The sequence below is a fragment of the Rubricoccus marinus genome (assembly GCF_002257665.1).
Classification (GTDB): domain Bacteria; phylum Bacteroidota; class Rhodothermia; order Rhodothermales; family Rubricoccaceae; genus Rubricoccus; species Rubricoccus marinus.
Genome location: NZ_MQWB01000001.1, coordinates 3,207,009 through 3,222,626, shown reverse-complemented (window position 1 = coordinate 3,222,626; position 15,618 = coordinate 3,207,009). Strand labels below are relative to the sequence as shown.

Sequence of the window (15,618 nt, the reverse complement as noted above, 5' to 3'; positions counted from 1 at the left end):
TGCATCCCGAATCCCTCCTCAGGCGAGGTTGTGGAAGACCTTCTGTACGTCCTCGTCGGCTTCGAGCTTGCCGACGAGTTCGAGCACGGCGTCGGCCTGCTCGTCGGTCAGCTCGGCGGTCGTGGTTGGCACCCACTCGATCTCAGCGGCGACGGGCTCGATGCCGCGCTCTTCCAACGCTTTCTGCATCGTGCCGAAGTCTGAGAACGCGCACCGCGCGACGACCACCTCGCGGCCGTCCTCGGTCGCGCCGTCCTCCAGCGTTTCCAGGCCCTCGTCGATCAACTCCAGCTCCAACTCGTCGCGGTCGGCTACGGCCTCTGGCGCGAGCGAGAAGGCGCCCATCTTGTTGAACTGGAACGCCACCGAGCCCGAGTTGCCGAGGTTGCCGTTGCCGCGGTCGAACAGCGCCCGGAGGTTGGCAACGGTCCGGTTGACGTTGTCCGTCGCGGCCTCCACGAGGATGGGCACGCCGTGAGGGCCGTAGCCCTCGTAGAGCACCTCGTCATAGCTGGCGGTGTCCTTGCCCAACGCCCGCTTGATGGCCGCGTCCACCTTCTCCTTGGGCATGTTGACGCCCTTCGCGTTCTGCATCACGCGCCGGAGCTGCGGGTTCATGTCCGGGTCCGGCCCGCCCGCCTTGACAGCGATCACGATGTCCTTCCCGATGCGGGAGAACTGCTTCGCCATGCGGTCGTAGCGCGCGAACATGGTGTGCTTGCGCTTTTCGAACATCCGGCCCATCTGCTTCGGGGGTCTGGGCGCCGGAAGCCGGCGCGGGTGGAGGGGCCGGAAGCTAGCCGCAAGAGCGTGGAGGCTCGGTAGAAACGGCGCACGGCCTCTGACGCCAGAGGCCCTACAACAGCGCGAGCCGCCCCGCGCGATGCGGGGCGGCTCAGAATCGGAACGCGAGGAGCGCGGCCTGTCGCCAGAGGCGCGGATCAGGCGCTCGCAAGCGTGGCGTCGAGCGTGATCTCGGCGGCGGCGAGCACCTTCGAGAGCGGGCAGTTCTCCTTGGCGTGCTGCGCGATGCGCTGGAACTCCTCCTCGGAGATGCCCGGCACGTCGGCGTTCAGGACGAGGTCGATCTTCGGGATCTCGAAGCCGCCGCCGGTCTGCTTGATGTGCACCTTCGCGGTGGTGTGGGCGTCCTTGGGCGGGTGACCGGCCTCGGCGAGCTCGTGCGAGACGGCCATCGTGAAGCAGCCCGCGTGGGCGGCGCCGAGCAGTTCTTCGGGGTTGGAGGCGGCCGTCGGCGTGCCCTCGCCAAAGCGGGAGTCGAACGAGTACGGCACGTCGAAGGCGCCGCTCTCGACGGAGATGTTGCCGTTGCCGTCGGAGAGGGAGCCGCTCCAGTGAGCGTCTGCGGTGCGGGTGGTCATAGCGGGAGGAGGCGTGGGGATGGAAAGGAGCCGTCCAACGATTTCCCCGCCTCCCGTGTTCTCGCCTCTGGCGCCAGAGGCCCCGACGTCCGCTCCCGACGGGGCCTCCGCATCTGTCCGTCCAAGCGTTCGCTGGATGTGCCACGCCGCGCCAGAGGCTCAGGCCGTGACGGCCTCTGGCGCGGACTTGGCGGGCAGGCGGATGATGAACGTCGTGCCCACGTTCTCCTCGCTCTCCACCGCGAGCGTGCCGCCGTGGCCCTGCGTGATGATGTCGTAGGCGAGCGAGAGGCCGAGCCCGGTCCCGTCGCCGGTGGGCTTGGTGGTGAAGAACGGCTCGAAGACCTTCTCGCGGATCTCGTCTGGGATGCCGGTGCCGTTGTCCTCGATGCGGATTTCCACCCAGTCCTGTTCGGGATCCGTCTCGCGCGTGGTCGCGACCGTTACGCGCGGCTCGTAGCCCTCGCCGTCGGTCCTCTTGCGCTGGCCGACGGCGTAGAACGCGTTCGAGAGCAGGTTGATCAGGACGCGGCCCAGCTCCTGTGGGATGACTTCCACCTCGCCAGCGTTGGGGTCGAGGTCGCGTACCAGGTCCACCTGGAACTCCTTGTCGTTGGCGCGCGCGCCGTGGTAGGCGAGGTTGGCGTACTCCTCCACGAACGCGTTGGCGACGATCTGCCCGCGCTCGGCGGAGCTGCCGCGGCTGTGGAGCAGCATCGCCTTGACGATGCGGTCGGCGCGCGTGCCGTGCTCGTGGATGCGGCGGGAGTTCTCGCGCAGGTCGTCGAGGATGGCCGTGACCTCCTCCAAGACGGCCGAGACCGGCTTGTCTTTGTTGTCGCGCAGCTCCTCGCCCAGCTCGTCCGCGAGTTCGACGGAGAGGTCGGCGAAGTTGTTGACGAAGTTGAGGGGGTTCTTGATCTCGTGCGCGATGCCGGCCGTGAGCTGCCCCAACGAGGCCAGCTTCTCCGACTGCACGAGCTGGGTCTGCATGGCCTTGAGCTCGCGGAACGCCTTCTCGATCTCGCGCTTGCCCTCCGCCTCGGTCCTCTGGCGGTCGGCCTCGGCGCGGGCGGCGCGGGCTTCGGCCTCGGCGCGCTGGCGGTCGGCCTCGGCCTGCTGCGCCTCGGCCTCGGCGGTCTCGGCGCGGATCTCCTGCTCGCGTCGCTCGGCGCGCTCGCGCTCCTCCTTGAGCAGCCTCTGGCGCTGCCACTTGTCGAACCGCACGAAGCCGAAGACGAGGAGCCCGGCGTAGGCGAGGTACGCCCACGGCGTGCGCCACCACGGCGGCGTGACCACGACGTCGAGGCTCGCGCCGGTCTCGTTCCACACGCCGTCCGCGTTGGCGGCCTGCACCCGGAACGTGTACTTGCCCGGCGGGATGTTGGTGTAAGGCGCCGTCCGCTCGCGCGCGCCCAGCCCGCCGCGCCAGTCCTCGTCGAAGCCCTCCATCGTGAACCGGTAGCTGTTGCGGCCGGGGTCCGAGAAGTGGAGCCCGGCAAAGGCGAACGTGACGTAGTTGGCCTGCGCGTGGTCCAGCTTGAGGCGTTCCGCCAGAGGCGCCGGGGCGTCCAGGGGGCTGTCAGGGCCCGGCGCCAGAGGCTCGCCACCGAGCGAGACGGCGGTGATGACCACCTCGGGCGGGTTGGGGTTGCTGGCCGCGAGCTGCGTCGGGAAAAAGGCCAGCAGGCCGTTGCTTCCGCCGAAGAGGAGCTCGCCGCTGGCGGTGCGCGTGGCGGCTTCGCCCAGCGTCCGCGCCGAGCCCTCACCGCCGAGCGTGCGCTGCTGGAACGTGTCCGTGACGGGGTCGAAGCGCGTGAGGCCGCGGCTCGTCGCGAGCCACAGGTAGTTGTCGTCGTCCTCGACGATGGCGAGCACGTCGTCGCTCGGGAGGTCCGTCTCGGCCTCGGTCAGGCGGGAAAAGCCGCGCTCCGGTGCCGACGTGTCCAGCTTGTGCAGGCCGCCCTTGGTCCCGATCCACAGCGTCCCGTCCTCGCGGGCGTGGAGCGTGTGGATGTAGCCGTCCGCGAGGGCGTCTGGGTCCTCTGGCGCCGCTCGGAAGCAGGTAAAGCGCGCATTGGCGCCCGCCTCGTCCAGGCGGCAGAGGCCTTCTTCGGTCCCGGCCCAGAGAGCGCCTCTGGCGTCCTCGGCGAGCGCGCGGACGTGGTCGTGCGCGATGGAGCCGGGGTCGGCGGGGTCGTGGGTGTACGAGACCGTGCCGCCAGAGGCCGGGTCGCGCTGGATAAGGCCTTCGCCGAGCGTGCCGACGAAAAGCGAGCCGTCGCGGTCCTCCAGGAGGGCCTTGGCGATAATGGCGCGGCCGGGGAGCGCTACCGGCTCTGCGCCGCTGGCGCTGACGCGGAAGATGCCTGCCTCGGTGCCGGCCCAGATCGTGCCGTCTTCGGCTTCGAGAAGCGCCAGGGTTGCCGCCGGCCCGCTGGTCCCGGAGACCGGCGTGTGGCGGAACGAGCTCCGGTCGGTGGTGACGTCGATGGCGCGGTCTGTGCCGACGTAGAGCGTGCCGTCGCGGGTGGTGAGGAGCGCGGCCACGTCGTTGCTAGAGAGCGAGGTGGGCTCCTGAGGGTCGTGGCGGAAGCGGGCGACGGTGCCTCTGGCGCGGTCGAAGCGGTCCAGGCCGCCGTACGTCGCGACCCACAGCACGCCCTGGCGGTCCTCGTAGATGTCTGAAACGGCTTCGTCGATCAGCGCGTCCGGGTCGCCCTCGGTGGCCTGGTACTCGATGGCCTCGGTCGCGCCGGGGGGGATCTGGCGCAGACCGTCGCCGAAGGTGCCTACCCAGAGCGTGCCGCCACCGTCCTCGTAGACGGACGAGACCACGCTGACGGAGAGCCCCGCGATGGCGGCGGGCTCGAACGCGCCAGAGGCCGGGTCCAGGCGGTACAGCCCGTTGCCGAGCGTGCCCACCCAGAGGTGGCCCTCCTCGCTGACGGAGATGCTGGAGACGGCGCCGCTGAACCCGTCGCTCGTGCCCGGCGGGCGGTACGCCCGGAACGTGCCCGTCTCCATGTCTAGGCGCGACACGCCGTCGTCTGTGCCGACCCAGAGCGCGCCGTCGCTGCCGAGGGCGAGGGCGCTGACGTTGTCGTTCGGCAGCGTGGAGGCGTCGCCAGGGGCGTGGCGGAACGTGGTCCACGCCTCGGTTTCCAGGTCGTAGCGGCCAAGGCCGCCGCCCGTGCCGGCCCAGACGGCGCCCGAGCTGTCTGCCAGGAGCGCGATCACGTCGTCGTTGGGGATCGAGCCCCGGCCGGCGCGGAAGCGTTGGAAGCGTTCGGTCTCGCGGTCCAGGCGGCTCAGGCCCCGCCGCGTGCCCACCCAGAGCGAGCCTCTGGCGTCCTCCGCGAGGGCCGAGACCACGTTGTCCGAGAGGCTCGTCGAGTCCGGCCCCCGCTTGTACTCGATCAGCTGGTAGCCGTCGTAGCGGTTGAGGCCGTCGGCGGTGCCGATCCAGATAAAGCCGAAGCGGTCTTGGAGAACCGTCGCCACGGACTCGTTGGCGAGGCCGTCGCTTGTCGTGAGGTGGCGGAACGCGACGCGCTCGGCCTCTGGCGGCTCCCCGGCGCTCGCGCCAGAGGCCGCGTTCTGAGCGGCCAGCCAGCCGGGGCCCGCGAGGGCGAGGCCACAGCACAGCAGGACCGCGGCAGCGGCGAGCCAGTGAGACGTGCGGTGGTGGGAAGTGCGCACAGCCAGAGGGGTCAGGCGGATTCGGGGACGAGCGCGTTCAACGCCTCGCCTACGCTTTCGGGAACGGCGGTAAACCGCATCTGGACGCGGGTGCCGCCAGAGGAGGGGTCCGGCTCGGCGCTGAGGGCTTTGGCGTAGACCTCGGTGGCCTCGCTTTGCCCGGGGAGCGTAAATGTCATGCGGAGGTCGGTGTGCGGCTCCAGCGCCTGCTCGGTCACGGCCTCGCCGCCGCGCTCGCTGAGCCGGACCAGGCGCCCGGGCGCGCTCTCGCTATCGATGCGCTTGCCGTCCAGGCGCACGTAGTCGAACGCCAGAGGCTCGCCGAGTGCTCGGTAATGCACCTCGGTCTGCGTCAGAGCAAAGGCGTGCTCGCCGTCGATGGCGGTAACGCTGTGGAGCGCGATGTTCTCGGAGAAGCCCTTGAGCCCGGCCTCTCGCGTCTCGGCGAGGGTCAGGTTGGCCTGGACCGATCCGCGCGTGGCCTCGGAGATGAGGACCTCGCCCGGCGCGGCCTGGCTCTGGATCCGGGCCGTGAGGTTGACGGGGCTGCCCACCACGCCGTACTTCGCGCGCTTCTGCGAGCCGATGCTGCCCACGACGACCTCGCCGGAGTTCACGGCGGCGGTCATCTCCAGGTGTGGGAGGCCTTTCTCCTTCATCACCTCGTTGACCTCGTCCATCCGCGCCTGCATCGCGATGGCGCAGGCGACGGCGCGGTCGGCGTGGTCCTCTTGCTCGAACGGGGCGCCGAAAATGGCGAGCACGGCGTCGCCGATGAACTCGTCCACGGTCCCGCCATACTCGTCCACGACGTCCGTCATCGCGGAGAGGTACACGTTTAGAAGCTCGACAACGCGGGGCGCGTCCAACTCCTCGGAGATCCGGCTAAAGCCGGAGAGGTCGCTCATGAGCACGCTCACGACCCGCATCTCGCCCTCCAGCGCGAGCGCGCCGGGGTTGTCCAGGATGGCCTGCGCCACCTCGGAGGAGAGGTACATGCCCAGCGCGAGGCGCACGCGGTCGGCCTCGCGCTCCGTCTCCACAGCGCGGCGCGCCTGCTGGATCGTGATCTGGAGGTCGTCCATGTCGATCGGCTTCGTGAGGAAGTCGAACGCGCCCTTGTTCATGGCCGTGCGGATGTTCTCCATGTCGCCGTAGGCCGTCACCACCACGGCCTTGTGGCGGCGGTCCATCTCGGCCAGGCGGCCGAGAAGCGTGAGCCCGTCCATGCGCGGCATGTTGAGGTCCGTCACGATGACCTCGATGTCGGGGTCGGCCGCGAGGGCCTCAAGGGCCGCGACGCCGTCCTCGGCGAAGCTGAGGTCGAGGTCCCCTTTGCGCACGCTGCGGCGGAATTTCTGCCGGATGAGCGGCTGCAGGTCCGGCTCGTCGTCGACGAACAGGATCTTGAGCGGAACCACGTCTTGGACGGGTTCGGGCGCGGCGGAGGGGTCTGGAGGGAACTCGGACATGAGGGCAGATGCCAGTATGCAAAGGTAGTCTGGCCCGGGGCACAGGGGAGCGCCGCGGCTGAGATACCGCCTCTGGCGCGAGGCGATCCGCCCGAGGCCTCTGGCGCAGGCGGGCATTTCTGTGCGCCTGATCCATTCGGACTTCCCCCAAGAGGCCTCTACCTTGCGGGCCAATAGGGCACGAGATGTGCTCCGTCAGGGGTTCCAGCCCCACGCCCTCATGCGCCACCCCCGCTTTCTGCTCCGACTGGTTCTCCCGTGCGTGCTGCTCGGGGCCGGGCTCGCGCGCCCGGCGGACGCGCAGGCAGAGCTTCCGGCCTCGCCAGAGGCCGTCACCGACACCACGGCGCAGGACTCTTCTTTCTTCGACGCCGATGTGGCCGACGGGCACAAGCCGCGCCGCCGCGGCATGCGGCCGGCGACAGCAACCCGCCCAGCGGTTCCGGCGCCGGCGTCCGTCGCCCCGGCCGTGAGCACGGCGACGGTCCCGGGCGCGCCGCCAGAGGCCGCGCTGCCGCCGGGGCACGTCGTGCTGTCGCCCCTGCCGCCGCAGCCCGAGCGCCCAGGCTCCACCTACGAAGCCGCGCCCGTGACGCTGAGCGCGATCGCGGCCGACGAACCCGGTAGCGCCTCAGACCCGGAGCCTCTGGCGACGGAAGCGCCTCTGGCGCCAGAGGCCGCGGAGCGCGCGGCGGCCGATGCGTCCGAGGCGGAGGACGTGCTAGACCCGGCGATCGCGCCAGAGGCCGATGCTGCGGACGAGGTCCCTCTCGTCGCCGAGCTTCCCGCCGCGCCGCAGGCGCCCAACGTGGAGCCCGCGAGCGCGACCGAAGCCCCCGCGCCAGTCTCCGTCCCCGCGCCCAACCCCGACGAGGCGACGCAGCCGATGGTGACGCCGGGCGTAGACGCGCCCGAGGCCGCACCCAGCCTGTTCGACACCCACATCGCGGCGGGGCACAAGCCGCTGGCGGACGTGCCGCCGCCGACGTTTTTCGACACGCGCATCGCGAGCGGCCACAAGGACCTCGCCGAGCGGGACGACCTGATGTTCGACTTCCGCGTGGCCGAGGGGCACAAGGTGCTGCCGCTGCCCGAGCCTCTGGCGGAGTTCGAGTCCGCGCTCGGGATCACCGCCGCCGGGCACTTCGTGGTCTCGCCCGAGGGCATGGACTACGTGCTGGCGGAGGCGGTCCGGGTGGGGCGCCTGTTCAACACCTCGGGCAAGCGCCGCCGCGCGTACTTCCCGATGATCGAGACGGCGCTGGCGCGCCGCGGCCTGCCGCAAGAGCTCAAGTATCTCGCGCTGATCGAGAGCTCGATGGACCCGCTGGCGGTGAGCCACGCCGGCGCCAGAGGCCTCTGGCAGATCATGCCAGAAACGGCCGGGGACTTCGGCGCGGACTCAATGGCCGTCCACGATCCCAAGGTGGCGACCCGCATCGCGGTCCAGTACTTGGAGCGCTTGCACCGCATGTTCGACGGCGACTGGCTTCTGGCCATCGCGGCGTACAACTCCGGGCCCGGCCGCGTGCAGGGCTTTGTGCGACAGTTCGAACGCGCCCAGGGCCGCCCGCCCACCTTCTGGGAGATTCGCAGCCGCCTGCCGCGCGAGACGCGTGACTACGTGCCGCGCTTTCTCGCGGCCATCTTCTACGCGCAGTCCGACGTGTAGCGCCGGTGGCGGGGCCTCTGGCGCCAGAGGCTCGCGTGAGGGATTCCCCGAATCCGCTGCTGTGGAGGCACAGTGGCAGGGCGGAGCGGGTATCGGTCCCCCTTCGCTCCTCATGGCTATGGCAGACCACGGACCCCAGATCAAAGACGACGAGACGTACGAGGCCCTCCGCGCCGACGGCGCTTCCAAGGAAAAAGCGGCCCGCATCGCGAACGCGCAGGCCAACCCGGACCAGCACCCCTCAGAAAAAGGTGGCCACGAGCCGCCCTACGAGCAGTGGGCCAAGGACGAACTCTACAGCCGCGCGCAAGAGGTCGGCATCCGCGGGCGTTCGGACATGAACAAGGCGGAGCTGATCGAGGCGCTGCGGAACCACTAACCGCCTCTGGCGCCAGAGGCTCTAGCTTTCGCTAGACCGCCCCCACCCCATGCGCCCGTTCCTGCCTCTGGCGAGCCTCGCCGCCCTGATCCTTCTCGCGGCTTGCGCGACCCCGCCCGCCGATTCCACGGCGGCCCTCGCTGACGCGGTGACCGACGCGCCGGGCGACCCGCTGGCGGAGCCCGTACCGGTCGTGCGCGTGGTGGCCGGGCGGGCGGATACGCTGCTCGTGCAGGACTGGATGGGCGCCGACGTGCGCCCGGTGTTCGAGTCGCACGCCGATGTCTCCGTCGAGAGCTTGGGTGACCGCTTCGTCGTCCGCGCGCGCGACGGGTTCAGCGGCGTCGCCGCCGTTCCCTACGTCGCCAGAGGCGCCGCCCTCGCGCTGCCCGTGAACGTTTCCGTGGAGCCCGAGGTGACGTTCGCGTTTACGCCCGACGTGACTGCGGCCTCTGGCGCGCCCGAGGTGTTCGTCATCGGCGGCTTCAACGACTGGAGCCGGACGGCCGACCCGTTGGAGGACCGCGGCGACGGCACGCTTGCGCGCACGCGGCCCGTCGCGCCCGGCCGCTACGAGTACAAGCTGACCGTGGACGGCGCCGAGGTCCTGGACCCCGCGAACGCGGAGACGGCGCCCAACCCGTTCGGCGACTTCAACAACATCCTCGTCGTGGAGCCGCCCGGTGAGGGCCGGCTGGGGCTCCGCCTCCTCCCGCCGTTTACCGAGGACCAGATCGAGTTCGAGGCCCTCCGCACGGACCGCGAGGGCGCGCCGATGGAGGTGGACCTGGAGCCCGAGGACGTGGTCGCGCTGATCGGCAACGTGCGGATTCCCGACGAGGCCATGGAAGTACACGGGACGGAGTTCCTGATCGGCCTGCGGCCGTTGCCGGGGATGCCGGACCTCACCGGCCACCGCGTCCTCCGCGTGGCCGCGAGCGCGGGCGGCGTGGCCTCGGACTGGCGCGAGGTCCTGCTCTACAACGGCCTGCCTCTGGCGAACGCGCAGGCGGAAGGCCGCGCGCCAGAGGCCTCTGGCGAGACCGAGACGTGGCACGACCAGATCATCTACCAGGTCGTCCTGGACCGCTTCGCCAACGGCGACCCGACCAACGACGCGCGGGTCGACCCCGACAGCGTTCTCGCGCCCGCGCAGTACCACGGCGGCGACCTGGCCGGGCTGCGCCAGAAGCTCCGCGAGGGCTACTTCCGCGACCTCGGCGTGACCGCGCTCTGGATCTCGCCGGTCTACGACAACCCGAACCATTCCGAGGTCGAGTTTCCGCCGCCGCACCGGCGCTACACCGGCTACCACGGCTACTGGCCCATCGCGCCGCGCAAGGTTGACGAGCACCTGGGCGACATCGGCCTCTTGCGCGAGGTCGTGGATGAGGCGCACGCGCAGGGGCTCCGCGTGCTCCTGGACTTCGTGGCGAACCACACGCACGAAGACCACCCGTACTTCCGGGAGAACCGCGACTGGTTCGGCACGCTGGAACTGCCGGACGGCTCGCTCAACCTCCGCCGCTGGGACGACTACCGCCTCACGACGTGGTTCGAGCCCTACCTCCCCAGTTTCGACTACTCCGCCTCGCCAGAGGCCGTGGAGCAGATGACCTCCGACGCGGTCTGGTGGCTCCAAGCCTCTGGCGCCGACGGCTTCCGCCACGACGCCGTAAAGCACATTCCGAGCCTGTTCTGGCGCCGCCTTACCCAGCGGTTGCACGAGGAGCTTCCCGACCGCGACCTGTTCCAGATCGGCGAGACGTTCGGCTCGCACGCGCTCGTGGGCTCGTACGTGCGACCGGGCCAGCTAGACGCGCAGTTCGAGTTCAACCAGTACGACGCCGCCATCAGCGGGCTCGCCAGAGGCGGCTCGCTCGCCGCCCTCGCCGGCGCCGTGGAAGAAGGCCTGCGGCAGTACGGGCCGCTGCACCTCATGGGCAACCTGCTCAACTCCCACGACAAAACGCGCTTTCTCGCGATCCTGGAGAACGACACGCCGCCAGAGGCCGACGCCGTCCAGATCGGCTTCGACAACCCGCCGGTGCGCGATCAGGCTGGCAGCCTCGCGCGGCTGGAACTCGGCCTCGCGTACGTGCTCACCGTTCCAGGCGTGCCCGTGCTCTACTACGGTGACGAGATCGGGATGACGGGCGCCGCCGACCCGGACAACCGCCGCGACATGCGCTGGGGCGCCGATGTGACGCCAGAGGAGCGCGCCCACCGCGCGCGCGTCTCGCAACTGGCCAGGCTCCGCCAGAGGCTCCCGGCGCTCCGCCACGGGACGTACGAGACGATGCAAGCCTCGGAGACGCTCTGGGTGTTCCGCCGCGACTCGCCCGGCCAGACGGTCGTTGTGGCGCTCAACACCGGTGCCGAGCCCGTGCGGTTCACCGCACCGCCAGAGGCGAACCCGGCCTCTAGCGGCTGGGGCGGAGCGCGCGACGCGTTCGACGAGCCCGCGCGCGTGGCTTCAGATGATGGCGGCCTGCGGTTCACCGTCCCGGCCGGCGGCTACCGCGTTCTCGTCCGGTGATGAAGGGCGCGCACACGGTGTACACGGCGCAGCCCCGAAGCGCCGGGTCCTGGCACTTCGAGATCCGCGAGGCGGACGACGCCGGCGAGATCGTGGCCGAGGTCGAGATCGGCGGGATGTGGGACGAAGGCGAGATCCGCGTTGGCGGCGTCCCGTTCGAGCTCGACCGGGTGGGGATGTCCACGTCGTATCGGATGCTGTTCGAGCGGCAGCCTCTGGCGCGAGCCGAGTCCCAGGGCTCGTTTTCGAACACGAACACCGTGACAGTGGAAGGCGCGATCCTGTCTCCCGGCGTGGAACTCGGGGACCGCGTGACGTTCCACCTCACGCCGCAGAGATCGTTCACCTCCGCCGTCGACTTCTCGCTGGGCGAGACGAAGTGGGGCGAGATCACCAAGGAGTCGATGCTGTTCCGGCACTTCGCGCTCCGGTTCAACCCGGCCGTGCCGCTGGCGCTGCAGGTGTTCTGCTTCGCGTTGCTGATGGCACGCTTCCGTCGGCGGGCGCGCAACAGCTAGAGCGCGGCGCCAGAGGCCTCTGGCGCCCGGGCCCGCCCTTATCCATCGTTCTCAGGGCCGGTCAGGAGCGCGTTCGCGAAGCTCTGCGCGTCGGCGTCGGTCGTGAACTCCACGAGCCAGTCGTGCGCGCTCCGGCGGTCGATCCAGACGAGGCGGCGGTGGTGGTGCACGCCGCGGAGGTTGCGGACGGTGACCTCGCGCGTGTCGCCTTTGTGGCGGAGCGTAAGCGTATCGCCGGAGAGGTGGAGATCGCCAATGCCGCCCCAGCCGCCGGTGCGGAGCAGCTTGCCGAGCGCCGCCACCGGGCGCTCGTGCGAGGGCACACGGCGGGGCACGTTCTGCAACGCCACGTCGCGCTCCGGGGCGAACAGCGGGCGCCAGCGGCCCGCCCACGAGCTCTGACCTTGGTCCCGGCCCGAAATCATCTGCTCGATGGCGCCGTGCAGGCCCGCGTCGTCGTCGCTCTCGATGAACAGCACGCGGCCGTCTGCGCAGTGCATGAGCACGCCGTTGTTGAAGCGGAGCGCCCGTGAGACGGTGGCCGCAATGAACACCTTGGGCGCCTCGGCTTTGGCGTCCAGCACGATACGGTCCCGGGTGACATCGGCGCGGCCTACGGCGCGGATGCCGCGCAGCGCGACCGCCGGGACGCGGTAGTGGAACGTGTCGCCTCTGGCGAAGGCGTCGAGGTCCTCCGGGGTGCCGAACACCTTGAGCAGCCGCGCGAACACGACCTCGCGCCAGCGGCCCGCTGTCGTGAACCGGGCGCGCGGGCGGGGCTCGGCGGCGGGCGTGGGCAGGCTCGCGGCGTGGTGGGTGTGCCAGCGCGCGGCGGCCTCGTCGAGCATGTCGGCCACGCGCTGCGGCACGTTGACGCCGATCTGCGCCTGGGCGCGCGCCACTTCGTCGGCCTCCTCTGGCGAGAGCTTCCCGTCGCACAGCACGCGGGCGACGGTCACGAGCAGCCTCTGGCGGGCCATGACCTCGTAGGCGCCAGAGGCGAGGTCTGGGTCCAGCCCGAGCGTGTGCTGGAGCTTGTAGAGCAGCAGGCGCTCGTCCACGCTCAGGCAGTCGTCCGCGAGCGCGTGGTGCACGACCGTCCCGAAGGCGCGCTCGTGCGAATCGCGCAAGAGGCCGGGGCCGAGGTGCAGCGTTTCCGCGATGTGCGCGAGCAGCGTGCGGTTGGCCTCGGAGAAGTCGCCGTCCTCCAGCGTCCAGTCCAGGAAGCGCTGGTAGAGCTCGATGCGTTTGCCCTCGTACGCGCCGAGGTCCACGCGCCTCTGGCGCCCGATGCGGTCGTAGTCCTCGGGGCCGAACTCGTCCAGGCGCTCGGCGGCCACGACGACGTTGTGGAGCTCGATCCAGGCGTTGGCCTCGGGTTCGCGTCCGCGGCGGTCGGCGGGGAGCGGGTGGAGGAGGTCGAAGGGTCCCAAGCTGCGCGGAGTGGTGCGCGCAGAAGCTAACGGGGCGCGCGGCCTCTGGCGCCAGAGGCGCAGGCGGGCCGCCTCCCTAGAACTAGGGAGAGCGATAGGGCGGGGGCGTGCGGGAGGTTGGAGAGACCTTTCTGCCTCCTGTCCTCATGCGCGTTGTCGGCCTCTTCCTGCTCCTGTTCTCCCTCTCGCCAGAGGCCGTTGCGCAATGGACCTGGGCCGGGCCCGGTCGCATTGACAAGGCCGCCTTCGAGACCGGCGGAGGTGCGACGTTCGCCGTTGCAAGCGTCGGGCGGGGCTCGCTTCTCTACCGCTCAGAGGACGGCGGCCGGTCCTGGGCCGATGTCACAGCGGGGCTCGATACCGAGAACTCGCTGGAAGGCTACTTCATCAAGGCGGTCTCAGCCGTCGACGGACTCGTTGTCGTGATGACGACGCGGAACGGTGGCCCGAGCGCGCTCAATCGGGTCTACACCTCCACCGACCGGGGCAATACGTGGACGTTCCGCACGGAGTACCCGGAGTCCGAGGTTGAGGAGATCGTCGCCGTCGATGCGCAGACCATCATGACCTACCGGCGAATCCAGAACGTCAACGCGCAGCCCATCATCAAGGCGTCCACGGACGGCGGTGCGACGTGGATGGACCAGACCCCCGACCCCGCGACGTTCACAGGCTTCTTTACCGGGGACATCGAGAGCGCCGGCGGTGCCGTTCTTCTCCCACGCTCGGCCCAGAACAGTTCGGGCACGCTAGCCTCTCGGGATGCCGGCGCGACGTGGACGTTCACCCCGCACATCCCCTCCGCTGGAGGCGTGACTTGGACCGAGGGCGACCGCTACTACCGGTTCTCCGCCCCCACCAGCGTCCCCCAAACCGGCGGCCGCTTTTTCTGGACCGACGACGGCGGCCAAACGTGGAGCCAGCGCGAGGTCGCATTCCCCGGCGGCGCCCAGTGTACCGGATGCACCACCTCGATCCGTTCCTCTGGCGACACCCTCGTCTACGTCCGCCCGCCCAACAACAACGGCCCAGCCCTCGTCGAGTACAGCTACGATTTCGGCGCGACGTGGGGCGTCGGAGACCCGGACGAGACGGTGGCGCGCGGGACGATCTACGTGGCCGGCGGTCCGGCTCCCGTCGTTCACGCGACTGGAGACGGGTTCCTGTACGCGTACCCCTGGACGGGGAGCCGCATCTATCGTAGCCAGACTGCCGAGGTGTGGGCCGATACGGGCATATACGGCTTCCAAAACGCTCTCCAGCGCGTCCTTCCCTTCGGCGACTCGCTCTACGCCCCGTTCGGCGACGACGAGTACGCGTACCTCTCAGCCGATGGCGGCGCGACGTGGCGGTTCCAGAGAAGCATGGAGGATGTCGAGTTCAACGACCGCTGCGGCGCGGGCCGCCGTCTCTCCGCCGAGCTTGATGGCGCGCTGTACTCCGTATGCGACCGGACTACGTTCCGCTCCGCGGACGGCGTGAGCTGGACCAAGCAAGGTGAGGGCGCTCCCGACGCCGACATGTTCTTCGGCGGCGAGGGCTCGCTCTACGCGATCGATTGGCGATCCTCAACGGGGACCGGCGGCACGCGCGCGACGCTGTTCCGCTCAGACGACGAGGGCGCGACGTGGTCGCCTCTGGCGACCGAGTTCGCTATTCAGACGCTCCCGACTGTCTCCAACGGGCGGCTCATCTTTGCCGACTCGCGTCTGTTCCAGTTTTCTGGCGTCCGTTTCAGCACCGACGGTGGTGCAACGCTGACCGAGGTCGCCCTTACCGTGAACACCGCCACGGCCACCTCGTCGGCCTACTTCGCGGGGATCGGCTACTCCAACGGTGGCGGCACGCTCTTCCGCAGCCTGGATGGCGGGGCGACCTGGGAGGATCTGGTCGAGGCCGGCGCTCTCGAAAACGGCCCGACCTCGCTTCACGCCGTTGGCGACCTCGTCGTGGCCGTCCAGATCGATGGCGTCTCCGTCTCCAACGACGACGGGGCGACGTGGACGACCTACAGCGAGAACTGGCCGACCGGCTTCCAGACGCGCGGCGAGACGGCCTTTGTCCGCGACGGCAACCTGTACGTGCAGATCGCCGGATCGGGGCTCTGGAAAACGGCCATTGATCCCGTGCTGGTCGCCAACGAAGCGCCTCTGGCATCAGAGGCCGCGCGGATCACCGCCGCGCCGAACCCCTCGCGCGGGGCCGCCACGCTCCGCTTCGAGACCGCCACGCCAGAGGCCGTGCGGGTGCAGGTGGTGGACCGTCTCGGCCGCGTGGTGCTGAGCCTTCCCGAGCGTGCACTCGCCCCTGGCGAGCACACGATCCCACTGGACCTGAGCCGCCTGAGTGCAGGCGTGTACACCGCCGTCGTGACCTCTGGCGAGAGTCGGCGTGCGGCGCGGCTGACGGTCGTGCGGTAGGCTCTGGCGCCGCTGAATCCCGTTCGGGACAGGGGCCTAGCCTGAATGCAGACCGCCCCCGCCGGGCGAACCAGCGGGGGCGGTGTTCAATGCGCCAGAGG

Annotated in this window: 10 protein-coding genes; 5 read left to right on the top strand and 5 right to left on the bottom strand. The window is 70.2% G+C overall.

Annotation, left to right across the window (positions count from 1 at the left end; all coding sequences use genetic code 11):
- Positions 1 to 18: 18 nt before the first annotated feature.
- The 4 genes from BSZ36_RS13615 to BSZ36_RS13600 all read right to left on the bottom strand — a co-directional run bounded on the left by BSZ36_RS13615 (position 19) and on the right by BSZ36_RS13600 (position 6,556).
- A complete protein-coding gene (locus BSZ36_RS13615; protein ID WP_094549879.1) occupies positions 19 to 744 on the bottom strand; it encodes a YebC/PmpR family DNA-binding transcriptional regulator in 726 nt (241 codons plus the stop codon).
- Positions 745 to 941: 197 nt separating this feature from the next.
- Positions 942 to 1,382, bottom strand: coding sequence for an OsmC family protein (locus tag BSZ36_RS13610; protein WP_094549877.1), 441 nt, complete (start codon positions 1,380 to 1,382; stop codon positions 942 to 944).
- 159 nt (positions 1,383 to 1,541) lie between these two features.
- Positions 1,542 to 5,084 (bottom strand): two-component regulator propeller domain-containing protein, encoded by a 3,543-nt coding sequence (locus BSZ36_RS13605; protein WP_094549875.1) that lies wholly within the window; start codon positions 5,082 to 5,084, stop codon positions 1,542 to 1,544.
- Between the two features lie 11 nt (positions 5,085 to 5,095).
- The gene (locus BSZ36_RS13600; protein WP_179271196.1) at positions 5,096 to 6,556 is read right to left on the bottom strand and encodes an adenylate/guanylate cyclase domain-containing protein; all 1,461 of its coding nucleotides are present in this window, start codon (positions 6,554 to 6,556) and stop codon (positions 5,096 to 5,098) included.
- 187 nt (positions 6,557 to 6,743) lie between these two features.
- Between BSZ36_RS13600 and BSZ36_RS13595 the strand changes: the two genes are divergently transcribed.
- From BSZ36_RS13595 to BSZ36_RS13580, 4 genes are all read left to right on the top strand, one after another.
- On the top strand, positions 6,744 to 8,228 hold the full coding sequence (locus tag BSZ36_RS13595; RefSeq protein ID WP_094549871.1) for a transglycosylase SLT domain-containing protein: 1,485 nt from the start codon (positions 6,744 to 6,746) through the stop codon (positions 8,226 to 8,228).
- A gap of 118 nt (positions 8,229 to 8,346) precedes the next feature.
- Positions 8,347 to 8,607 (top strand): DUF7218 family protein, encoded by a 261-nt coding sequence (locus tag BSZ36_RS13590; RefSeq protein ID WP_094549869.1) that lies wholly within the window; start codon positions 8,347 to 8,349, stop codon positions 8,605 to 8,607.
- A 49-nt stretch (positions 8,608 to 8,656) separates the two neighbouring features.
- Entirely contained in the window at positions 8,657 to 11,146 is a 2,490-nt protein-coding gene (locus BSZ36_RS13585) for an alpha-amylase family glycosyl hydrolase (RefSeq protein ID WP_094549867.1), read from the top strand.
- Positions 11,146 to 11,664 (top strand): hypothetical protein, encoded by a 519-nt coding sequence (locus BSZ36_RS13580; RefSeq protein WP_094549865.1) that lies wholly within the window; start codon positions 11,146 to 11,148, stop codon positions 11,662 to 11,664. The genes BSZ36_RS13585 and BSZ36_RS13580 overlap by 1 nt, the downstream gene beginning before the upstream one ends.
- A gap of 38 nt (positions 11,665 to 11,702) precedes the next feature.
- Here BSZ36_RS13580 and BSZ36_RS13575 read toward each other — a convergent pair whose 3' ends face one another.
- On the bottom strand, positions 11,703 to 13,097 hold the full coding sequence (locus BSZ36_RS13575; protein WP_094549863.1) for a hypothetical protein: 1,395 nt from the start codon (positions 13,095 to 13,097) through the stop codon (positions 11,703 to 11,705).
- 146 nt (positions 13,098 to 13,243) lie between these two features.
- On the opposite strand from BSZ36_RS13575, the gene BSZ36_RS13570 reads away from it, so the two are divergent.
- Positions 13,244 to 15,517 carry a T9SS type A sorting domain-containing protein gene (locus BSZ36_RS13570; protein ID WP_094549861.1) on the top strand — a complete coding sequence of 758 codons (2,274 nt, stop codon included), beginning with the start codon at positions 13,244 to 13,246 and terminating at the stop codon, positions 15,515 to 15,517.
- The last annotated feature ends 101 nt before the right edge of the window (positions 15,518 to 15,618 follow it).

Coding starts and splice junctions, on each gene's coding strand:
- BSZ36_RS13615 (WP_094549879.1), bottom strand. CDS start 744: ATGGGCCGGATGTTCGAAAAGCGCAAGCACACCATGTTCGCGCGCTAC.
- BSZ36_RS13610 (WP_094549877.1), bottom strand. CDS start 1,382: ATGACCACCCGCACCGCAGACGCTCACTGGAGCGGCTCCCTCTCCGAC.
- BSZ36_RS13600 (WP_179271196.1), bottom strand. CDS start 6,556: ATGTCCGAGTTCCCTCCAGACCCCTCCGCCGCGCCCGAACCCGTCCAA.
- BSZ36_RS13590 (WP_094549869.1), top strand. CDS start 8,347: ATGGCAGACCACGGACCCCAGATCAAAGACGACGAGACGTACGAGGCC.
- BSZ36_RS13585 (WP_094549867.1), top strand. CDS start 8,657: ATGCGCCCGTTCCTGCCTCTGGCGAGCCTCGCCGCCCTGATCCTTCTC.
- BSZ36_RS13580 (WP_094549865.1), top strand. CDS start 11,146: ATGAAGGGCGCGCACACGGTGTACACGGCGCAGCCCCGAAGCGCCGGG.
- BSZ36_RS13570 (WP_094549861.1), top strand. CDS start 13,244: ATGCGCGTTGTCGGCCTCTTCCTGCTCCTGTTCTCCCTCTCGCCAGAG.